Origin of the sequence: Streptomyces sp. H27-H5, assembly GCF_026627505.1 — a bacterium.
Lineage (GTDB): Bacteria > Actinomycetota > Actinomycetes > Streptomycetales > Streptomycetaceae > Streptomyces.
Window position 1 is genome coordinate 1 of sequence record NZ_JAPNLK010000134.1, and the last position, 16032, is coordinate 16032.

The following is a 16032-nucleotide window of genomic DNA, read 5'->3' on the forward strand; positions in this document are numbered from 1 at the left end:
CGACCAGAAAGAACCTCGGAGAACCCGCCACCGGGACGGCCACCCGGGATACCGGCCTGCCCGAATCCGGAAACCCACCACAAAAGCAATCACACCGCGTGATCAAAGATCACGCGGTGGATCGAGGATGAGAGGGACGCACTGTCTCGACTTTGTCGCGAATCGTGATCTTGGTGTGGGGCGCTCTACGCCGCGGCTGCTTCCCAGGCGCGGATGACCGCGGCGATTTCGTCGGGGCCGGGTTGACCTGCGTGGTTGCGAATATGGCGGGCGGCGATGATCGTCCGGCGGAGCTTGACGACCATGTCACTGAACGCGGGGGTTGTCTTCGTGGTGTACCAGGGCTGCTGTGTCCGGCGCTCGGTGATGTCGGCGGGGTGGTGGCCGTGGGCGGCGTACCAGAGCACGACGATCGTGTAGACGGCCAGGCCGAACGGAACGGTTCGCTCGACCGCGCGGCGGGTGCGGTTGCGGGCCTGCCCGACACCGAGATCCTGGCGCATGTGCTCGAAGACGGATTCGATCGGCCGGCGCGTGCCGTACCGCTCCACCAGGTCGTCGGCGGTGCTGATGTGGTCGGTGCTGATCAGGGCGAGGTCGTAGGGCTTGGCCGAGTTCAGGTCGCGGACCAGGACCAGGCGGACCGGGAGGTCCTCGAAGGCGCCGTACCACAGGCACTCCAGGCTGGCGATCCACACGAACTCCGTGCGTCCGTAGCGCTCCACGACCGTCAGCCGCCAGGTCGCCGCCTCGGCGATGGCGGTCAGGGAGCCCAGCGCCTTGCCCTTCTTCCGGGGCCGGCCGCGTTTGCCGGTCCGGGGTGGGGTGGGCGCGGACAGGGCGGCGTTGCGCGGCAGCCGGGTGGTGAAGGTGACCGTTCGGGGCAGGTCGGCGACCTTGCCGGAGTGGTAGGCGGCGTCACCGGTGACGTGAATGGTGCGGCCGGGGAAGATCGCGGCCAGATCGTGGACCATCTCCAGGGCCAGGTCGGTGCGGGAGGCCGTGCCCTTGCCGCGCCACAGCCGGGCGGCCACCGGCAGCGCGATGGGCCTGACCAGGAAGGGCAGACGGACCACGATCGCGGCGATCACCCAGGTGTTGCCGAACCCGAGCTTGTCCTTGCCCCGCCCGGACCCGTCGTGCGCCCACAGCACTCCGAAGACCTTCTTCCCGACCCGGTGCGGCAGGGTGTCGTCGACGACGACCAGGACCGGCGCGTCCGCCGGCACCAGGGCCTCGACGACGGCCCGGGCCAGCCGCGGTCCGAGCTGGTCGGGATCCCAGGACGCCTCGGAGAAGAAGGCATGCGCCCTGCGGTGAGGCCACAGCCGCGACAGCCCCGCCCCGGTCAGCATCCCGGTGACCGTCCGCCGTCCCGTCTGGGCGACCATCCCGACCACCAGATGAGCAAACGTCTGATACGAGTACTTCGTGAAGCACGGACGGGTGACCCGCAGGACAAGCGGCAACGACGCCGGTAGCGTCATCCCCGGAACCATCAGCGGCACTTCCTCGCTTCGAGGCTGGTGATCGACACCGCTGATGGTTCTTCACATTCAGCCCAACTGTCCGCTCCTCAGGCCGCACTCACCCGGACAGGAACCTGCCCACCCCTTCCAAGATCACGATTTACCGCAAAGTCGAGGCACTGTGAGGCCCATGCCCCCGAGTAGCCGGTCGTCGAATGTACCGGCGGAAAGCGGGAGTCCGTCCGATTCCGCCAGTGCCGGCTGTCAGTGGTCGCCTGCACACTCTTCGCCGAAGCCGCCCACCAGACGGCGCTGGCGCAGGCCGAGGCCAGCCACCTGGCGTGGTGGTGTGCGAATGGGGTGGTTTCCGGTCGTTCGACCGATTGTTTGTGGTCTGCGCGTCCCGTGGTGGGGTCGGGATGCGTAGCGTCCATGGGGTCCGGCTCCCGTCCGGGGGTGGGGCGTCGATCGAGGGGCGGGATTGTCATGGCGGTTGGGGACACGACTCCGGCGGAGCGGCTGGAGCGGTTGCGGAGTCTGTTGGCGGGCACGCGGCGTGATTCGCGGGCATCGCAGGTGCTGGCGGGCGGGGACAAGGGCAACGTGTTGTTCGGGGTGGCGTTGCACGCCGCGGACCGGTTGCAGGCGGGGAAGGTGCTGACTCCTCTGGAGGGCAAGGTGCTCGCGGTGTTGCGGGCGGCGTTGCCGGACGAGGAGATCAAGGAGTGGGGGCGCACCTACCGGGCCGCGGTGAGCGCTCAGGGCAGGTTGGCGGTGGTGCCGGAGGTCATCACTTCCCGCCCGGTGGGCTCGGGGTACGAAATGGTGGACCTGGAGAAGGACTTCGGGCCGGTGGCGAGTGAGCACGTGGCGCGGGCGAACTCCGCGATCGTCGACCGTGAGGCGGTGGCGGCGGGTGCCCCCGTCGACAGCCCGGCGTTCAGGGCGGGCATGCGTGACGCCGGGTTCGGCGTCACCGTTTTCAGCGGCGGCAACAGCGCGCCCACCGCCTACGGCGACACGATCGGGGCGGACGCCGCCTCACCGGCCGGGGAACAGGCCCCGGACCCCGCGGGGCTGTCCGGCGGTACGCAGCAGACGGTGGAGCCCCTCGCGCCCACGCCGTTTCGGGCCGCGTTGGAGTTCGAGAGCTTCCGGGTCGAGCGGGCGGTGGGCGATCAGGGCGGCGGCCGGGACGAGATCTACTGGTGCTCGTCCGCCTGCAGCGACCTGACGGTCGGCCGCGGCTTCAGGTCCGAGGAGTTCGGCGCCGTCGAGCAGGGCGACACCCGCACGTTCGCGGCCGACAAGCGCAGCATGTTCAACGGCGACGCGAGCACCGGGATGTTCCTCAACATCTGCGTGTGGGAGGCCGACCACAGCACCAGCGCCTGGTACGACAAACTCCAGACCGCCCTGAACACCCTGTCCAAGGAGCTGTTCAGCACCTGGCAGTGGGCGGTGACCATGGCCATCGCGAGCCCGGGGATGCTCACCGGTATCGCGATGGAGATCGGCATCATCTTCGTCGCGCTCATCGACCAGCTGCGCAACGAGGACGACCTGTCCTGTCAGCGCCTGATTGTCATGGACCAGTACGACCTGGCCCTGCTCGCCCACTACGGCCACACCGAATGGCACTTCGACGGCGACGGCTACCACGTGCTCAAGGCCAAGTACACCGGCGCCAAGGTGCCCTTCCCCACCGGGACCCTGGAATACGCCGTGCGCTCGACCGGCGGCGTATGGGGCAAGCCGATCACCCTGCCCTGGGACAGCGCCACCCCTCCGGCGCTGGCCTCGTTCGAGAACAAGCTCCACGCCCTGTACTCCCGCCCCTCCGACAACCAGGTCATGTGGACCCGGAGGGGAACCGCCGGCTGGAGCATCCCCGTGCCGGTCGGGACGGCCAAGACGCTCCACGCGCCCGCCCTGGCGGTCCACAGGGGCAGGCTCTACTCCGTCGTCACCAACCCGGGCCCAGCCGACATCGGCCTGTACTCGCGCTCCCTGACCGGCAACACCTGGAGCGCGCCGACAGAGGTCCCCAAGATCGGCAGCAAACTGGCCCCCGGCCTGGGAGCACAGTTCGCCGACCGCCTGTGGCTCACCCACGTCCACGCCAGTAACGAAACGCCCATCATGAACACCCTCTACGACAAAGAGTGGGACCCCACCAGCTACCCGGACACCGCCGACTGGAAAATCGGCAGCTCTGTCTCGATGTGCCCGTTCAACGGCCTGATGTTCCGCGCGACCGCGAGCAAGGGCAGCTCGATCTACCTCGCCACCTCGGACGGCGGTCCCACGTGGGTCGACCACCCCACTACCTGGTACGCCTCCCACACCCCGGCCATGACCACGAACACCGTCAACATGTGGATGTTCTTCCGGACCACCGACGGAAAACTCCACGAAGCGATGTGCTCCACACCCCACAACACGTGGACCAACCCCGCCGTGATCCCCAACGCCGCGCCCATGGACGCCCCCGCCGCGGCCTCCCACGACGGGAAGCTGTACGTGATGTACCGCCGCTGACGCTGTCCCCGCCCCGGCGCGCTAGCCCCGCCGGAACCCGGCGGGGCCAGTACTCATCCAGCTGAGGTTGGCGGCCCTAGTCTGACGGCCCGTTGATTAACAAGGTCAGCGGCCCGCTGTTCTACCTCGGCATGGTCTTCAGCAGGTGCCAGGAGGCCGCGTCGTTTGCCGCAGCTCTCGCACCGCCTCTCAGCCTCATCTGCTTCGCCCCAGGGCCCGCGTCTGACCTCGTCAGCCCGGTAGATGCCGGTTCGATCACCGGGCCGTGGCCCGATGACGCCCCTTGCGTCTCCGTGATGCTGACCTCATGATCAAGGCCGAGCCAGAAGCCCTGGCCGCTCATCACCGCCGCACACCAGAGGATGATCCACAGTGACAGCAAGTGAAGTTCAAGGGCTGCTGAATACCCTTCAGGGCCAGCTGAAGGAGGACCACGACCTCGCCGACCAGAATGGGGCGAGCTTACGTCGCTGGTCTACAAGATCCAGAGGGAGATGAATCCCGAAACGGCCACCGGCAACACCAACCTGTCCGACTATGTAACCCTGGCCATGGAACGGATCGAGCTCTCCCGTCCCAGCGTCGGCGCTGTCCTGCGGGACCTCCGTGCGGCCCTGGTGGACATGGGACTCTGAGCCCGAACTCGGACCCGCGGGGCCGGCCTTGACCGGGAAGACGGTGGAGCTCGGCACCCGGCGCAGCTGCTTGGCGCGGCACTTGTCCATGCAGGCCAGGTTCCGCGCTAAGTCACAACCGCCCGGGGCCGACGGGTTCGCGCCGGTATTCCAATGGCGGAAGCGGGTGCGCTGATAGCCGGACCGGTCCTCGGTGGCGAGCGGGAACGCGGCGACCACGGGTTGGCGAGGCAGCCGCAGGACGCTACGAAGGCCGCGCATCCCAGCTACTCGCGAGTACCGAGTCCTTGGGGCCAGTCACAGACCAGAAACTCCGGGTTGAAGACAAGAACGCTCGGACACTCCTTGCGGTGCGCCTCCACGGTTCCACCCGCCCCGTGCGCGCAGTGATAAAACCAGTGCGGGTCATTCGGGTCGGCGTAGAGGTCACCGTACTGGTGACCATGGCAACCGACCACACCCCCATCTGCGGTGCCGGCCTGAGCCGGGGCGGGGAATGCGAAGCCGCCGACAGCGACCAGAGCGGCAGTGGCCAGAGCGAATCGTTTCATACGACGGTCAACGACCAGGTCATCCGTAGGTCACCTGACAACCACCCCCTGCCCAGGAGCAGCAACCATGACAGCGCACGCCGACGCTGTTCCGGCGAGGCTTGGCGCGTGGGCTTGGGCGACTGCCGGGTTACGACGGACCCAGTTGCTTGTAAGGCGTATGCGTACCGATTTCCCGGCCATGACGTCGTCCTCGACCACGGGCTGTGGCTGCTCGAGGACCGCGACGCGTGGAAGAAGACCATCGAAGGCGCGGGCGGCCGGTAAGCGCTGGTGTACCTCCCCGTCGAGAAGACGGAGCTGCTGCGGTGCCTGAACGAGCGCACCCAGCGCCGACACCAACGTGCTCACCGTCACCCCTGCGGCCCTCAAGGGCCTCTTCGACCGCTTCGAGGCCCCGGCCCAAGACGAGGACGCGATCAGCGCCGACGCACGGGACGGGGGCCTGGCGGTGCGGTGATCAGCTCACCCACTCGTAACCGTCCTCCTCGTCCCACCCGGCCCCCTGGTCATCGCCGCTGAGCAGGTCGTTGATCTCGTCCGCGGTGAGCTCGACGTCGTCCATGGCCCTCATGATGCCGAAGCCGCCCCTCGTACCGGGCTCACTCATCCTGGCCGTCGTCATCGTCGTCGAGGTCGACGGCTTCCGGATCGCGCAGCGGGCGCAGGCCGTCGACCGGCTGGGAGGCGGTGAAGCTGTAGCGGCCCAGGACATTCAGATTCTTGTGCTTGAGCGGGGAGAGCCGGGCCACGTCCTCGTCCTTGATCTCGTGGCCCTCGGCGCGGAGCTGGGCGACGGCGGCGTCGATGTACCTCGTCGTCCACAGCACCACGGCGTTCAGAACGAGACCCAGCGAGCCCAGCTGATCTTCCATCCCGTCCCGGTATGCCTGGTGGATGGTGCCCTTCTTGCCGTGGCAGATCTCCCGGGCCAGCTTGTGGCGGGACTCCTGGACGGTGAGCTGCTTGTGCATCTGGCGCCGGTAGGTGTCGTCCATGGGGTCGACGACGGCGAGCAGGTGCAGGGTCTTCGCGATCCGCCCGTACTCGGCGAACGCCTGCCCCAACGGAGTCGGGTGGCCCTCGCGGCCGAACATCCGCAGCAGGTCGTAGGCGCGCACCTGGTTGGTGACCAGGGAGCCGGCCACCCGCAGCATGTCCGGCCAGTGCGTGATCACCTTCTTCACGTTCACCTTGTTGCGGGCGATGGCCTCCAGCGGCCCGTACCCGCCCGCCGTCTCGGCGCCAGGCATCTGGGCCTTCCAGAACCGTTGATCGGCAAGGTCCTTGAAACGCGGGGAGAAGCGGTAGCCGAGCATCTTGAAGATGCCGAACACCATGTCGGAGTAGGAGGCGTTGTCGGTGGCGACCATCTCCGGCTTCACCCCGCCGTCCAGGTTCAGCAGCGCGTCCAGGATGAACAGGGAGTCGCGCGGGGTGCCGGGCACCACCATCTGCCCGATGCCGATCACCTGGTCATTGATCGCGTTCAGCCACGTGAGGCCCTTCTTCTTCGCGAAGTACTTCGGCGAGGGCGCGGCGTTGATGGACCGCGTGGGGACGACGAAGCGCAGGCCGTCGACGGAGGCGAGCAGGCCCTTGCCCCAGAACTGCACGATCGGCACCCGGGCCTGCGCTGTGATCAGGGCGGCGTTCGCCGCGGCGATGGTGTCGCTGCGCAGGTAGTACTGGTCGACGTGGACCAGCCGGGACCGGGTCAGTGCCTCGTAGCCCGGGTTGATGACCGGCGTCATGCCGATGTTGCACGCCTCCGAGACCAGCAGCGCGACCATCGACGTCGCCAGGTCCTTCATACGGGTCCTGCCGTCGCCCAGGTGCACGAAGGCGTCCAGGAACCCCGTCCAGCCGTGCACCTCGAACAAAAGGTCCGGCAGGTCGATCTTCGGGAGCATCTTCTCGACGCGCTCACGCAGCCACTTCAGCGACTTCGGCTCGCCCAGCGCGTGGAGCTTCTCCACGTTCAGCTTCGCCCGCCCGTCTCGCTGCACCTCGATGCTGATCTTCGCGTCGTCGCCGGCCTCCGCCAGCCGCTCGGCCATCTGCCTCCACGTCGCGTCCAGCACCTCGACCAGCTCCCGAAGATGCTGCTCCGCGTCCGCGTCCAGACTCAGGCCCGCCAGGACGTCCTCGCGCACCGCCTCCCACCCCTTGCCCTGGAGCAGACGGGCGCGCGGGTCGGCCCAGCGGTGCGAGGGAGAGGCGAAGACGTCGCGGCGCCGCAGGGCCCCGAAGAGCTGTTCCAGCACGCACACCACATACGCGTCACGGTCCACCGCCCCCTGCGGCAGGTCCGCGTTCGCGTACACCGCCTTGCGCCAGTGCGCCGGCACCAGCTTGTCGTCGACCTCCCGCGGCAGCAGCGGCTTCTCGCCCACCTTCCGCCGCGACAGCGCCGGGAGCCGCTGCACCCCGGTGAGAATCCGCCTGCCGGCGGGCGCCGCGTCCAGCGCCTTCGACTCACCCAGCAAGGACAGGAACGGCTTGACCGTGTTGTAGCGCAGCGCCAGCGCGCCCCGCAGCGCGGTCTCCGCCGTGTTGTCGTCCTCCGGCACCAGGCTCACCACCGTGACCGCCGCGCTCGACAACGCCGCCCGGGGCGCGACCTCCTCCAGCGCCGCCCACAAAGCGGCCACATCCACATCGCAGCCGGTCTGCTCGATGAGCTCCAGCTCCTCGATGAACACCGTCGCCGCCCTCGCCACCAGCCGCGACGCCTTCTCCAGCTGCGGCAGGGTCGACAGGCGCTGCTTGTCCGTGGACCGCCTCGCGGCACTGATCAACCGGGTGGCCATCAGGATCTCGAACAGGTCCAGCGCGTCGTCGATCGCCTTCGCCTCCAGGTGACGCATCACCGCGCTGAGCATCGCCGTGCGCTTGGGCTCACTGGTCCTCTCCAGCTTCGCCGCCTTGGTGCCCAGCCCGTACCGGGCCAGCGCGGACAGCCGGTTCGGCGGGATCTTGTCCAGCTTCACCCGCCCCAGCTGGAAGGAGGCGATGTCCTCCACCCGCTGCAACGCGCCCTTCATCGCGGTGCCGGTGGTCCGTGTCGGCGGTCGGCGCATCCGCTCCAGCTCGGAGATCCGCTTGCCCTCCGGCGTCTTCAGGGTGGCCACCAGGTCCCCGGGCAGCGCCGCATCCGCCCGCCGGACCTCCTTGGCGACCGTGGCATGCAGCCGCTTGTCCGCGAGGGTGCGGACCTCGGCGACCTGCCGGGCCAGCACGCTCACCCCCGGCAGCAGCACCCGGTGCCGGCGCAGCCAGCTCACCGCGTGATCGAACAGCGCCTTCGGCCCCTCCGCGTGAGCCGTCCACGCCCGCCCGTGCAGGAACGCCCGGAACTTCCGGCCCTGATCGTGGTCCTCGTAGGAGTGGTAGCCATACGCGTCGCGTATCTCCCACGCGTGCTCGTAGGCCGTCTTCAGCCGCTCGGTGTACTCCTTGACGCAGGAGACATCCTCGATCTCCAACTGCTCGGCCAGGTGTTCAACCACCGACCAGGGAACCGCCAGGGGATCGTCCAGGAACAGCCCGACATAACGGACCGTGCAGATCTGCACAGCGAAACCCAAACGGCTGTGATCACCACGCCGCTTCGCGATCAGCTTCCGGTCCTCGTCATCGAGGAAGAAGAACCGTTCCAGCTCAGGTCTCGTCGGCTCATCCGCGAACGATCCGAACGCGGTGGCCTGCTCATCAGTCAAAAATTCCACGGGCATATCGCGGACGTAACCAGCCGCCGCGAGCGACCGTGGGTCTTCCGCCGAACCCTCCCGACGAACCGATCGCGTGTGCTAGATAACCAAGATCAAGTGCCTAACGCCAACGGCTGTACCGATGGTCCCCGAGGCCGGTAATAACGGGCATCCGACCCGTCAAACCCGCCAGCCCCGAAGAAAGTTCGGCGCCACACCGGGTGTCTTGCTGCAAGACTCCCCCGGGTGTGGCAGGATCTTGACCATGAGTGATCGCCGAGGTGTGGGAGGGCCGCCGAGAGGCACGCGTTTCAGGCCTGCGACCTACGACCCCTCTAAGGGTGAGGCGTACAGGCCGGGTTCGAACTTCGAGCCCAAGAACGCGGTGAAGCTGCTCGCCATGTGCGAAGCAGCCGATATTTCGGTGGCTGGGTTCCTGAATGCTGTGGTTGAACTGATCGAGGTGGACCCGTCAACGGGCCGGCCCGCAGGTTGGCCGCAGGCGATTCAGCTCAAGGAGGCCAGCTGACCTGACCTAGACAAAAGAGGCTCTCTCCAGCCGCCGGGCCTTACTAGCCGGGCGAAGCGTTAGAGCCCATCGGGGTCTCAGCCGACAACGGTTGTGGCGACCAATGCTGAGACTCCCGATCCCAGATGAAGCACGAAGATCACTACCGGGTTACTAGGCCGGCGGTGGGCTCTCGTACGTCCTCTAACACCGAGGAGCGTTGCCATCGTAGCAGCGAGCCATGGTGGCGGCACCGGCTTGTCTCGACCCGGCGTGTCCGTGGTGCTTATGCGACAAGACGAGCTTTTTTCCGCTTCCGTGTCCGATTCACCCCCTAAGTCCGTTGAAGGGCAGGGGGGCTTTAGCGTGTACACGCGAAATACGGCGTGCGAGACCCTGACGCGATTCCTGGCCGAACTGTCCCCGCGCCCGCGTGTCCGCGCGGCCGCCGGAGAGTCGGGGGAGTGGCGCAACCTCTACCCCGACGCCGTGGCGCTGGCCGAGGTCGACCCGGCCCGGCCGGTGGCGATGTACCTCACGCGCCGCCGCCACGGCGCCCACCGCTTCACCCTGGTACCGCTGGACTTCGACGCCAAGCGCGCCCCCGGCGCCCAGGCCGCAGCCGACGCCGGGTTGTTGGCCGCCACCGCCGCCGCCGAGGGCATCGAGCCCGTACCGGCCCGGTCCGGCCCCACCGGCGGTCGCCACGTGTGGCTCGGATGCGCGGAAGGCGTTCCCGTCGCCACGGTGCGGCGGATCGCCCGAGCGGCCCGCGCCCTGTGCCCGTTGACCCTGGACACGGCGCCCCTGATGAACGCGAAGGCCGGCGCGGTGCGCCCGCCGGGCGCCGCCCACCGCCTCGGCGGACACAGCGAACTCACGGCCCACACCGTTGAGCAGGCCGTGACGGCCCTCGGCGCCGCCTCGGCGCGGGCCGAGGCCTTCGAGCGTCTCGCCGCGCGGCTGGAGACGATGGCGGCCGCCGTCAGCCCCGGTGGCACCTCCCGTGCGGCCGCCGCCCTGGCCGTCGACGGCGAGGACACCGAGGTGCCGCCGTCCATCCGCCAGCGCGGCCCGATCGTCCGCCCGGTCGAGCAGGACGCCACCGGATGCCCCAGGCTCGCCGTTCCGTGGCGCCCCCTCGGCGAGCGCGCGGTGAAGGGACTCCGCCGTAAACTGACGAACCGTCAGAACTTCTCGGATTGGGCCCACGCCTCGGCCAGGTCCATGGCCCTGGCCGGCTGGACGCAGTCCGAGGCCCTGGCCGTGGTGCGCGATGCCGAGTCCTCCCCCGCGCTGGAGTGGCTCCGAACCGAGCGCCAGGGGGACGGCACCCGCGCCCCGCGCGACGAGGACGAGACGGCCCGGCTGTGGGCCCGGGTGTGGTGGCTCGCCGTCCAGGACGCCGCCCGCATGCCGCGCCGCCCGGAGGACGACGGCCACCACCAAGACCAGACTGAGGCCGAAGCCGCCGTGGCCGATCTGGTCGCGCGGATGCAGGCAGCCGGCCCCGCACGGTGGGGCCGCGAGTCCGGCCCGGCGGACGCCGCCGTACTCAGAGGGTGAGCCGAGATACGGCCGAAAGGGATAGCAGTGCGATCTTGAGCGGGTGACCGGTTCGTTTTGTGCGGCTATCGGTGTTCTCCGTCACGGCGGGGCTGCTTGCTGCTGTCGGTCACGGGAGTCGAGCGTAGAGGCCGCAGGCCCGGTGCGGGCGGGGTTCTGCGGGGCAGTCGTATGGTCTGGTGATCGCCCTGGTACGGTCCCGCGCGGAAGTGATCGTTTTCGTACAAGGGGTGGGGACCGGCGGCGTGACCTCGATAGAACGGACCGCGTACCCGCGGTTCAAGCGGCTGATGTCGGCGCGGGAGATGCATGTCTTCTTCACCCTCAAGCGCGAGGAGATCGACTGGGCCCGGGAGCGGACCCGCTCGGAGGACCACCTGCTTGCCCTGGCTCTGGCGTTGAAGTGCTATCAGAAGCTGGGTTACTTCCCGAAGGCATCCGAGGTTCCCGAGACGGTCGTCGAGCACGTGCGCGGCGCTCTGGAGCTGCCCGAGGGCACCAGGCCGCACTACGAGTCGGCCAACACGGCCAAGCTGCACCGCAAGTTGGTGCGCGAGCGGCAGGGCATCTCCTACGACCAGGAGCGGGCCCGCTCGATCGCCGAGGAGGCGATTCGGCGGGCGGCGCTGGTGAAGAACAATCCGCCGGACCTGATCAACGTGGCGCTGGAGGAGCTGGTCCGGGCGACGTGTGAGCTGCCAGCCTTCCGCACCCTGGACGAGATGGCCGCCCGGGTCCGCCGGGAGGTGAACGAGGACATCTTCGCCACCGTCCGGTCCCGGATGACGTTGGAGGACCGGGCCCGGCTGCTGGGGCTGCTGGAGGTGGGCGGGCTGGATCGCAAGAGCGGGCTGAACCGGCTGAAGAGGCCCGCGAAGCGGCCGAGCTGGAGCCATCTGAAGGAGCAGCACAAGCAGCTTCAGTGGGTGGACGGTCTCGGGAACACCGGCGCGTGGCTGGCTGGGATCGCGCCCGGGAAGATCGCCGACTTCGCGGCCGAGGCCGGCGCCCTGGACGCGGCGGAGCTGCGGGACTACGAGACGGGCAAGCTCATCGCGCTCTTGTCCTGCCTGGTGCACGCGGCCCGTCGGCGGGCTCGCGACGATCTGGCGGAGATGTTCTGCAAGCGGGTGGCGGCCAAGCTGAAGAACGCGAAGGACGAGCTGGAGGAGATCCGCAAGCAGCAGCAGGCGCTGGTGGAGCGGATGATCGGCACCTACCGGACGGTGCTGGAGCGGATCGACCCCGTCGACCTCGTGCCGCGGGGTCCGGACGGGGTGCCGGTCCCGTTCCCGGCGGGGAAGAAGGCCCGCCGCAAGGCGGCGCGGGCGCTGGCCTCGAAGCGGGCCGCCGCGCTGGCGCTGGCGCAGAAGGCGGTGCAGAGCTCGGGGTCGTTCGCGGCGGAGTTCGCCGACATCGAGGCGGTGGCCGCGCACCACGGCAACAACCACGAGGTACTGGTCGCCCGCTTCTACAAGCGGGACCGGGCGCCGATGTTCGATCTGGTGGGCACGCTGGAGTTCGAGGCGGTCAGTGAGGACCGGCGGGTCCTGGACGCGCTGGCGCACGCGCGGGCCCACCAGAGCGCGACCCGCGAGTACATCGGTGAGTTGTACGAGGGGGAGCCGCTGGACCTCGGCTTCGCCTCGCAGAACTGGCAGCGGGCCGTCCGCGACCGGCGCAAGCCCGGCAAGCTGGACCGCCGGCGCTTCGAGACGCTGGTCTTCACCTACCTGGCCGAGCACCTGCGGACCGGCGATGTGGCCATCACCGGCTCGGACACCTTCGCCAACTGGCTCGATCAGCTGCCCGACTGGGAGGAGTGCGGGCCGAAGCTGGCGCAGTTGTGCGAGGAGACCGGGCTGCCGGACACGGCCGCGGGGTTCATCGCAGCCTTGCGCGAGCGGCTGGAGGCCACCGCGGCGGAGGTGGATTCCGGCTACCCGGACAACGCGGACCTGGTCATCGACGAGAGCGGCGTGCCGGTGCTGCGCAAGCAGCGCGCCAAGGGCGTCAGCGCGATGGCCGAGGCGCTGGAGGCGGAGGTCAAGGCGCGGATGCCCGAGCGGACGCTGCTGGGCATCTTGTCGCGCACCGCGTACTGGGTGGAGTGGTGGCGCCGGTTCGGCCCGGCCTCCGGCAGCGACCCGAAGCTGAAGGACCCCTTCGGCAGGTACGTGCTGACCACCTTCGTGGGCGGCATCAACATGACGTTCGCCGAGGCCGCTCGGCACATCGCCGGGGTGTCCGCGCACGAGCTGGGCGCGATCACGAACCGGCACCTGAGCGTGGAGAAGATCAACGAGGCGATCACCGACGTGGTCAACGCGTTCATGCGCCTGGACCTGGTCAAGGCGTGGGGCAACGGGACGTCCGTGGCGGCCGACGGCACGCAGATGGACACCTTCATCGACAACCTGCTCGCCGAGTCCTCGATCCGGTACGGAGGATTCGGCGGGATCGCATACCACCACATATCGGATCAGTACATCGCGCTCTTCTCCAGATTCGTGCCCTGTGGCGTGTGGGAGGCCGTCTACATCATCGACGGGCTGCTGAAGAACGCCTCCGAGATGAAGCCCGACACGATCCACGCCGATACGCAAGGGCAGTCGTTCCCGGTCTTCTGCCTCGCCCATTTGATGGGGTTTGAGCTGATGCCGAGGATACGGAACTGGAAGGACCGCACCTTCTACCGGCCCTCCGCCAGCGTCCGCTACCGGCACATCGACGTCCTGTTCGACCAGGGTGGCCGCAACATCATCGACTGGCGGCTCATCGAGACGCACTGGCGCGATCTCATGCGCGTCAGCATCGCGATCCGGGATGGCACCCTGGCCTCGCCGCTGCTGCTGCGGCGTCTGGGCAGCAACTCCCACCGCAACCAGATCTACCGGGCCTTCCGGGAGGTGGGCCGGGCGGTCGCGACTGTGCAGCTGCTCAAGTTCATCTCGGATCCGTCGCTTCGCCGCCGGGTTACGGCGGCCACCAACAAGGTGGAGTCGTTCAACAACTTCACCGACTGGCTGGCGTTCTGCAACGGCGGGGTGATCGCCGAGAACGACCCGGTCGAGCAGGAGAAGGCGGTGAAGCTGACGTCTTTGCTGGCCAACTGTGTGATCTTCCATACGACCCTCGACCTCATGAACGTCGTACGCGAGCTCCAGGGGGAGGGCTGGCAGATCACGGGGGAGGACCTGGCCGCGATCAGCCCGTATCTGACCGGCCACATCATGCGGTTCGGCACCTACGCCACCACGGAGCTGACCGCGCGCCCGGACGCATTCGACCCGCACCTGGACGTCGACTTCGATGTTGAGGAGCCTGAACCGGCAGCGGCATGACGGAGCCGGCCGATCAAAGTCATTCAGCTCCTTCACCACAGCCCGGGTCCGCCGTGCTCATGCGGCCCAGTGCCGGTAGGCGTGGATCCATTCGGCGCCGTCCGGGGCGGGGGTGGGCAGGGGGAGGTCGAGAATGGCGATGGCCTGGCGGTGTGGGCCGCGGCTGCACCAGGCGATGATCCCGCTTCCGGGCGTGAGGTCGACGGAGTCGACGGTGGCGCTCGTTCCGAGCACGGTCGTCTCGAACGGGAGCGCCAGATGGTCGACGAGCATCGTGTAGAAGCCGGTGAGCTGCTCGTCCTCGTCGTAGGCGTCCACGGTGGCTTCCTCGATCAGATCCTGCAGCTGCGTGTCGCTGAGGTCTTGCACCGGTGTCCTCAATTCGGCTCTGTTCCGTAGTCGGTGGTAACGCTGCGTTCTTATTGTGGGAGGAGGGTGCGGTGGCGGAGGAGGTCGAATCCGGCGCGTCCGTGCATCTGCCTCATGATCCGTTTGGTTCGCGTATTGACGCCCTCGGTGCGGCCGTTGTGGAAGGGCAGAGTGAGGCCGGCATCCACGGCGGCGCGGTCGAGTTCGAGACCGTTGGCGAAGGAGTGCAGGTGAGGCAGGGTGGCGGCGCGAACTGACGTGATCCAGTCGGTGAGCTTGGTGTCGTTGCCTTCCGCTGGGGTCAGCAGCTTTGCGAATTCGCCGGTGCGGCGGGCGAGTTCGGTCATCTCGGGGCAGGTTCTTGTGAGTTCGCGTAGGAGAGCGGTGTCCTTGTCGCGCAGGTTCTCGGGGCGGGTGAGGAGGAGGCGGGCGAAGCGCTGCGGTGTGGTGACCGGCCGTTCGCCCTCGGAGCGGCCCTGGGCGATGTAACGGACCAGGAGATTCGCACTGCCGGTGTAGCCCAGCTCCTTGATCTCGCGCAGGAGGTGAGTCACGGGCACCGCGGGGTCCTCGGCCCGGCGCCGACGCAGGTAGTCGCGGTAGGGGTCGACGAGCGTGGGCTTGTAGCGGGGGGCGAGGCGGTCGCCGGTGGGCTCCTTCATGCGGGCGTACCGCTTGACGGTGTTCAGGGCGACATCGAGGCGGCGGGCGCATTCGAGCAGACCGACGCCCTGGCCGAGCAGATTGTGGACCTTGTGCCAGCGCTCGCGGGTGGTCTGCTCGCGTACGCCCCCGGGCCGGGCGGGGTTCACCGCGGTGGCCCAGCAGGCGGCGTGGGAGCGGATCTCGGCCAGGACCTTCCCGCACAGGTTGGACCAGAGGTGCCACCTGTCGCTGACCTGCACCGCTTCGGGCAGGGCCTGGCGGATCGCCTCGCCGTAGGTAGCCGAGCCGTCGCGGCATACGTACTCGGCCCCGGGGTGCTCGCGCAGCCAGGCGGTCAGGGTGGGAGCGGTGCGGTCGGGCAGGACGTCGATGCGTTCGCCGGTCTCAGCGTTGATGATCACGGTCGCGTAGCGGTGCCGGCGCTTGAGTGCGAAGTCGTCGACCCCGATCACCCGTGGGATCCGCAAGGCCGGCGTGGGGATGCGCCTGAGCAGGCGCAGGGCGCTGGCGTACTCAGGTTGAACTCGTAGTTTCCGCCTTCTCGATCTTGGTGAGTTCTATGGTCAGCCCGGTCTCCGTGAGGCAGCCGTTGATCAGTTCGGGGCGGTATTGGATCTTCTTGAGCTTGTGCTTGATGATGCGGGTGAGGCCTGTGAGGTCGGCGGCGACG

10 protein-coding genes and 1 pseudogene are annotated in these 16032 nt (G+C 68.5%); 6 read left to right on the forward strand and 5 right to left on the reverse strand.

Annotation, left to right across the window (positions count from 1 at the left end; genetic code table 11):
* Positions 1–185: 185 nt before the first annotated feature.
* On the reverse strand, positions 186–1499 hold the full coding sequence (locus tag OTB19_RS37955; protein ID WP_324290582.1) for a transposase: 1314 nt from the start codon (positions 1497–1499) through the stop codon (positions 186–188).
* 456 nt (positions 1500–1955) lie between these two features.
* Here OTB19_RS37955 and OTB19_RS37960 point away from each other — a divergent pair, with 456 nt between their 5' ends.
* Together OTB19_RS37960 and OTB19_RS37965 are read left to right on the forward strand one after the other, a co-directional pair.
* Entirely contained in the window at positions 1956–4010 is a 2055-nt protein-coding gene (locus tag OTB19_RS37960; RefSeq protein ID WP_267803354.1) for a hypothetical protein, read from the forward strand.
* Between the two features lie 494 nt (positions 4011–4504).
* Positions 4505–4645 (forward strand): hypothetical protein, encoded by a 141-nt coding sequence (locus tag OTB19_RS37965; protein WP_324289648.1) that lies wholly within the window; start codon positions 4505–4507, stop codon positions 4643–4645.
* 266 nt (positions 4646–4911) lie between these two features.
* Here the strand turns inward: OTB19_RS37965 and OTB19_RS43810 are convergent, their stop codons facing one another.
* Positions 4912–5196 (reverse strand): chitin binding peritrophin-A domain-containing protein, encoded by a 285-nt coding sequence (locus OTB19_RS43810; protein ID WP_420716991.1) that lies wholly within the window; start codon positions 5194–5196, stop codon positions 4912–4914.
* Between OTB19_RS43810 and OTB19_RS37970 the strand changes: the two genes are divergently transcribed.
* A complete protein-coding gene (locus OTB19_RS37970; protein ID WP_267803355.1) occupies positions 5089–5463 on the forward strand; it encodes a hypothetical protein in 375 nt (124 codons plus the stop codon). The genes OTB19_RS43810 and OTB19_RS37970 overlap by 108 nt on opposite strands.
* A gap of 335 nt (positions 5464–5798) precedes the next feature.
* Here OTB19_RS37970 and OTB19_RS37975 read toward each other — a convergent pair whose 3' ends face one another.
* Positions 5799–8933 (reverse strand): Tn3 family transposase, encoded by a 3135-nt coding sequence (locus OTB19_RS37975; protein WP_267803356.1) that lies wholly within the window; start codon positions 8931–8933, stop codon positions 5799–5801.
* A 361-nt stretch (positions 8934–9294) separates the two neighbouring features.
* Between OTB19_RS37975 and OTB19_RS37980 the strand changes: the two genes are divergently transcribed.
* The 3 genes from OTB19_RS37980 to OTB19_RS37990 all read left to right on the forward strand — a co-directional run bounded on the left by OTB19_RS37980 (position 9295) and on the right by OTB19_RS37990 (position 14327).
* Positions 9295–9438 (forward strand): hypothetical protein, encoded by a 144-nt coding sequence (locus OTB19_RS37980; protein ID WP_267803357.1) that lies wholly within the window; start codon positions 9295–9297, stop codon positions 9436–9438.
* A 345-nt stretch (positions 9439–9783) separates the two neighbouring features.
* Positions 9784–10983 (forward strand): hypothetical protein, encoded by a 1200-nt coding sequence (locus OTB19_RS37985; protein ID WP_267803358.1) that lies wholly within the window; start codon positions 9784–9786, stop codon positions 10981–10983.
* 245 nt (positions 10984–11228) lie between these two features.
* Positions 11229–14327, forward strand: coding sequence for a Tn3 family transposase (locus OTB19_RS37990; protein ID WP_267803359.1), 3099 nt, complete (start codon positions 11229–11231; stop codon positions 14325–14327).
* A gap of 57 nt (positions 14328–14384) precedes the next feature.
* Here the strand turns inward: OTB19_RS37990 and OTB19_RS37995 are convergent, their stop codons facing one another.
* Complete coding sequence (locus OTB19_RS37995; protein ID WP_267803360.1) at positions 14385–14696, reverse strand: calcium-binding protein; 312 nt, start codon at positions 14694–14696, stop codon at positions 14385–14387.
* Between the two features lie 50 nt (positions 14697–14746).
* Positions 14747–15871 (reverse strand): annotated as a pseudogene (locus tag OTB19_RS38000) (ISL3 family transposase); the annotation flags it as partial.
* Positions 15872–16032: the final 161 nt, after the last annotated feature.

Coding starts and splice junctions, on each gene's coding strand:
- OTB19_RS37955 (WP_324290582.1), bottom strand. CDS start 1,499: ATGGTTCCGGGGATGACGCTACCGGCGTCGTTGCCGCTTGTCCTGCGG.
- OTB19_RS37960 (WP_267803354.1), top strand. CDS start 1,956: ATGGCGGTTGGGGACACGACTCCGGCGGAGCGGCTGGAGCGGTTGCGG.
- OTB19_RS37965 (WP_324289648.1), top strand. CDS start 4,505: ATGAATCCCGAAACGGCCACCGGCAACACCAACCTGTCCGACTATGTA.
- OTB19_RS37970 (WP_267803355.1), top strand. CDS start 5,089: ATGGCAACCGACCACACCCCCATCTGCGGTGCCGGCCTGAGCCGGGGC.
- OTB19_RS43810 (WP_420716991.1), bottom strand. CDS start 5,196: ATGAAACGATTCGCTCTGGCCACTGCCGCTCTGGTCGCTGTCGGCGGC.
- OTB19_RS37975 (WP_267803356.1), bottom strand. CDS start 8,933: ATGCCCGTGGAATTTTTGACTGATGAGCAGGCCACCGCGTTCGGATCG.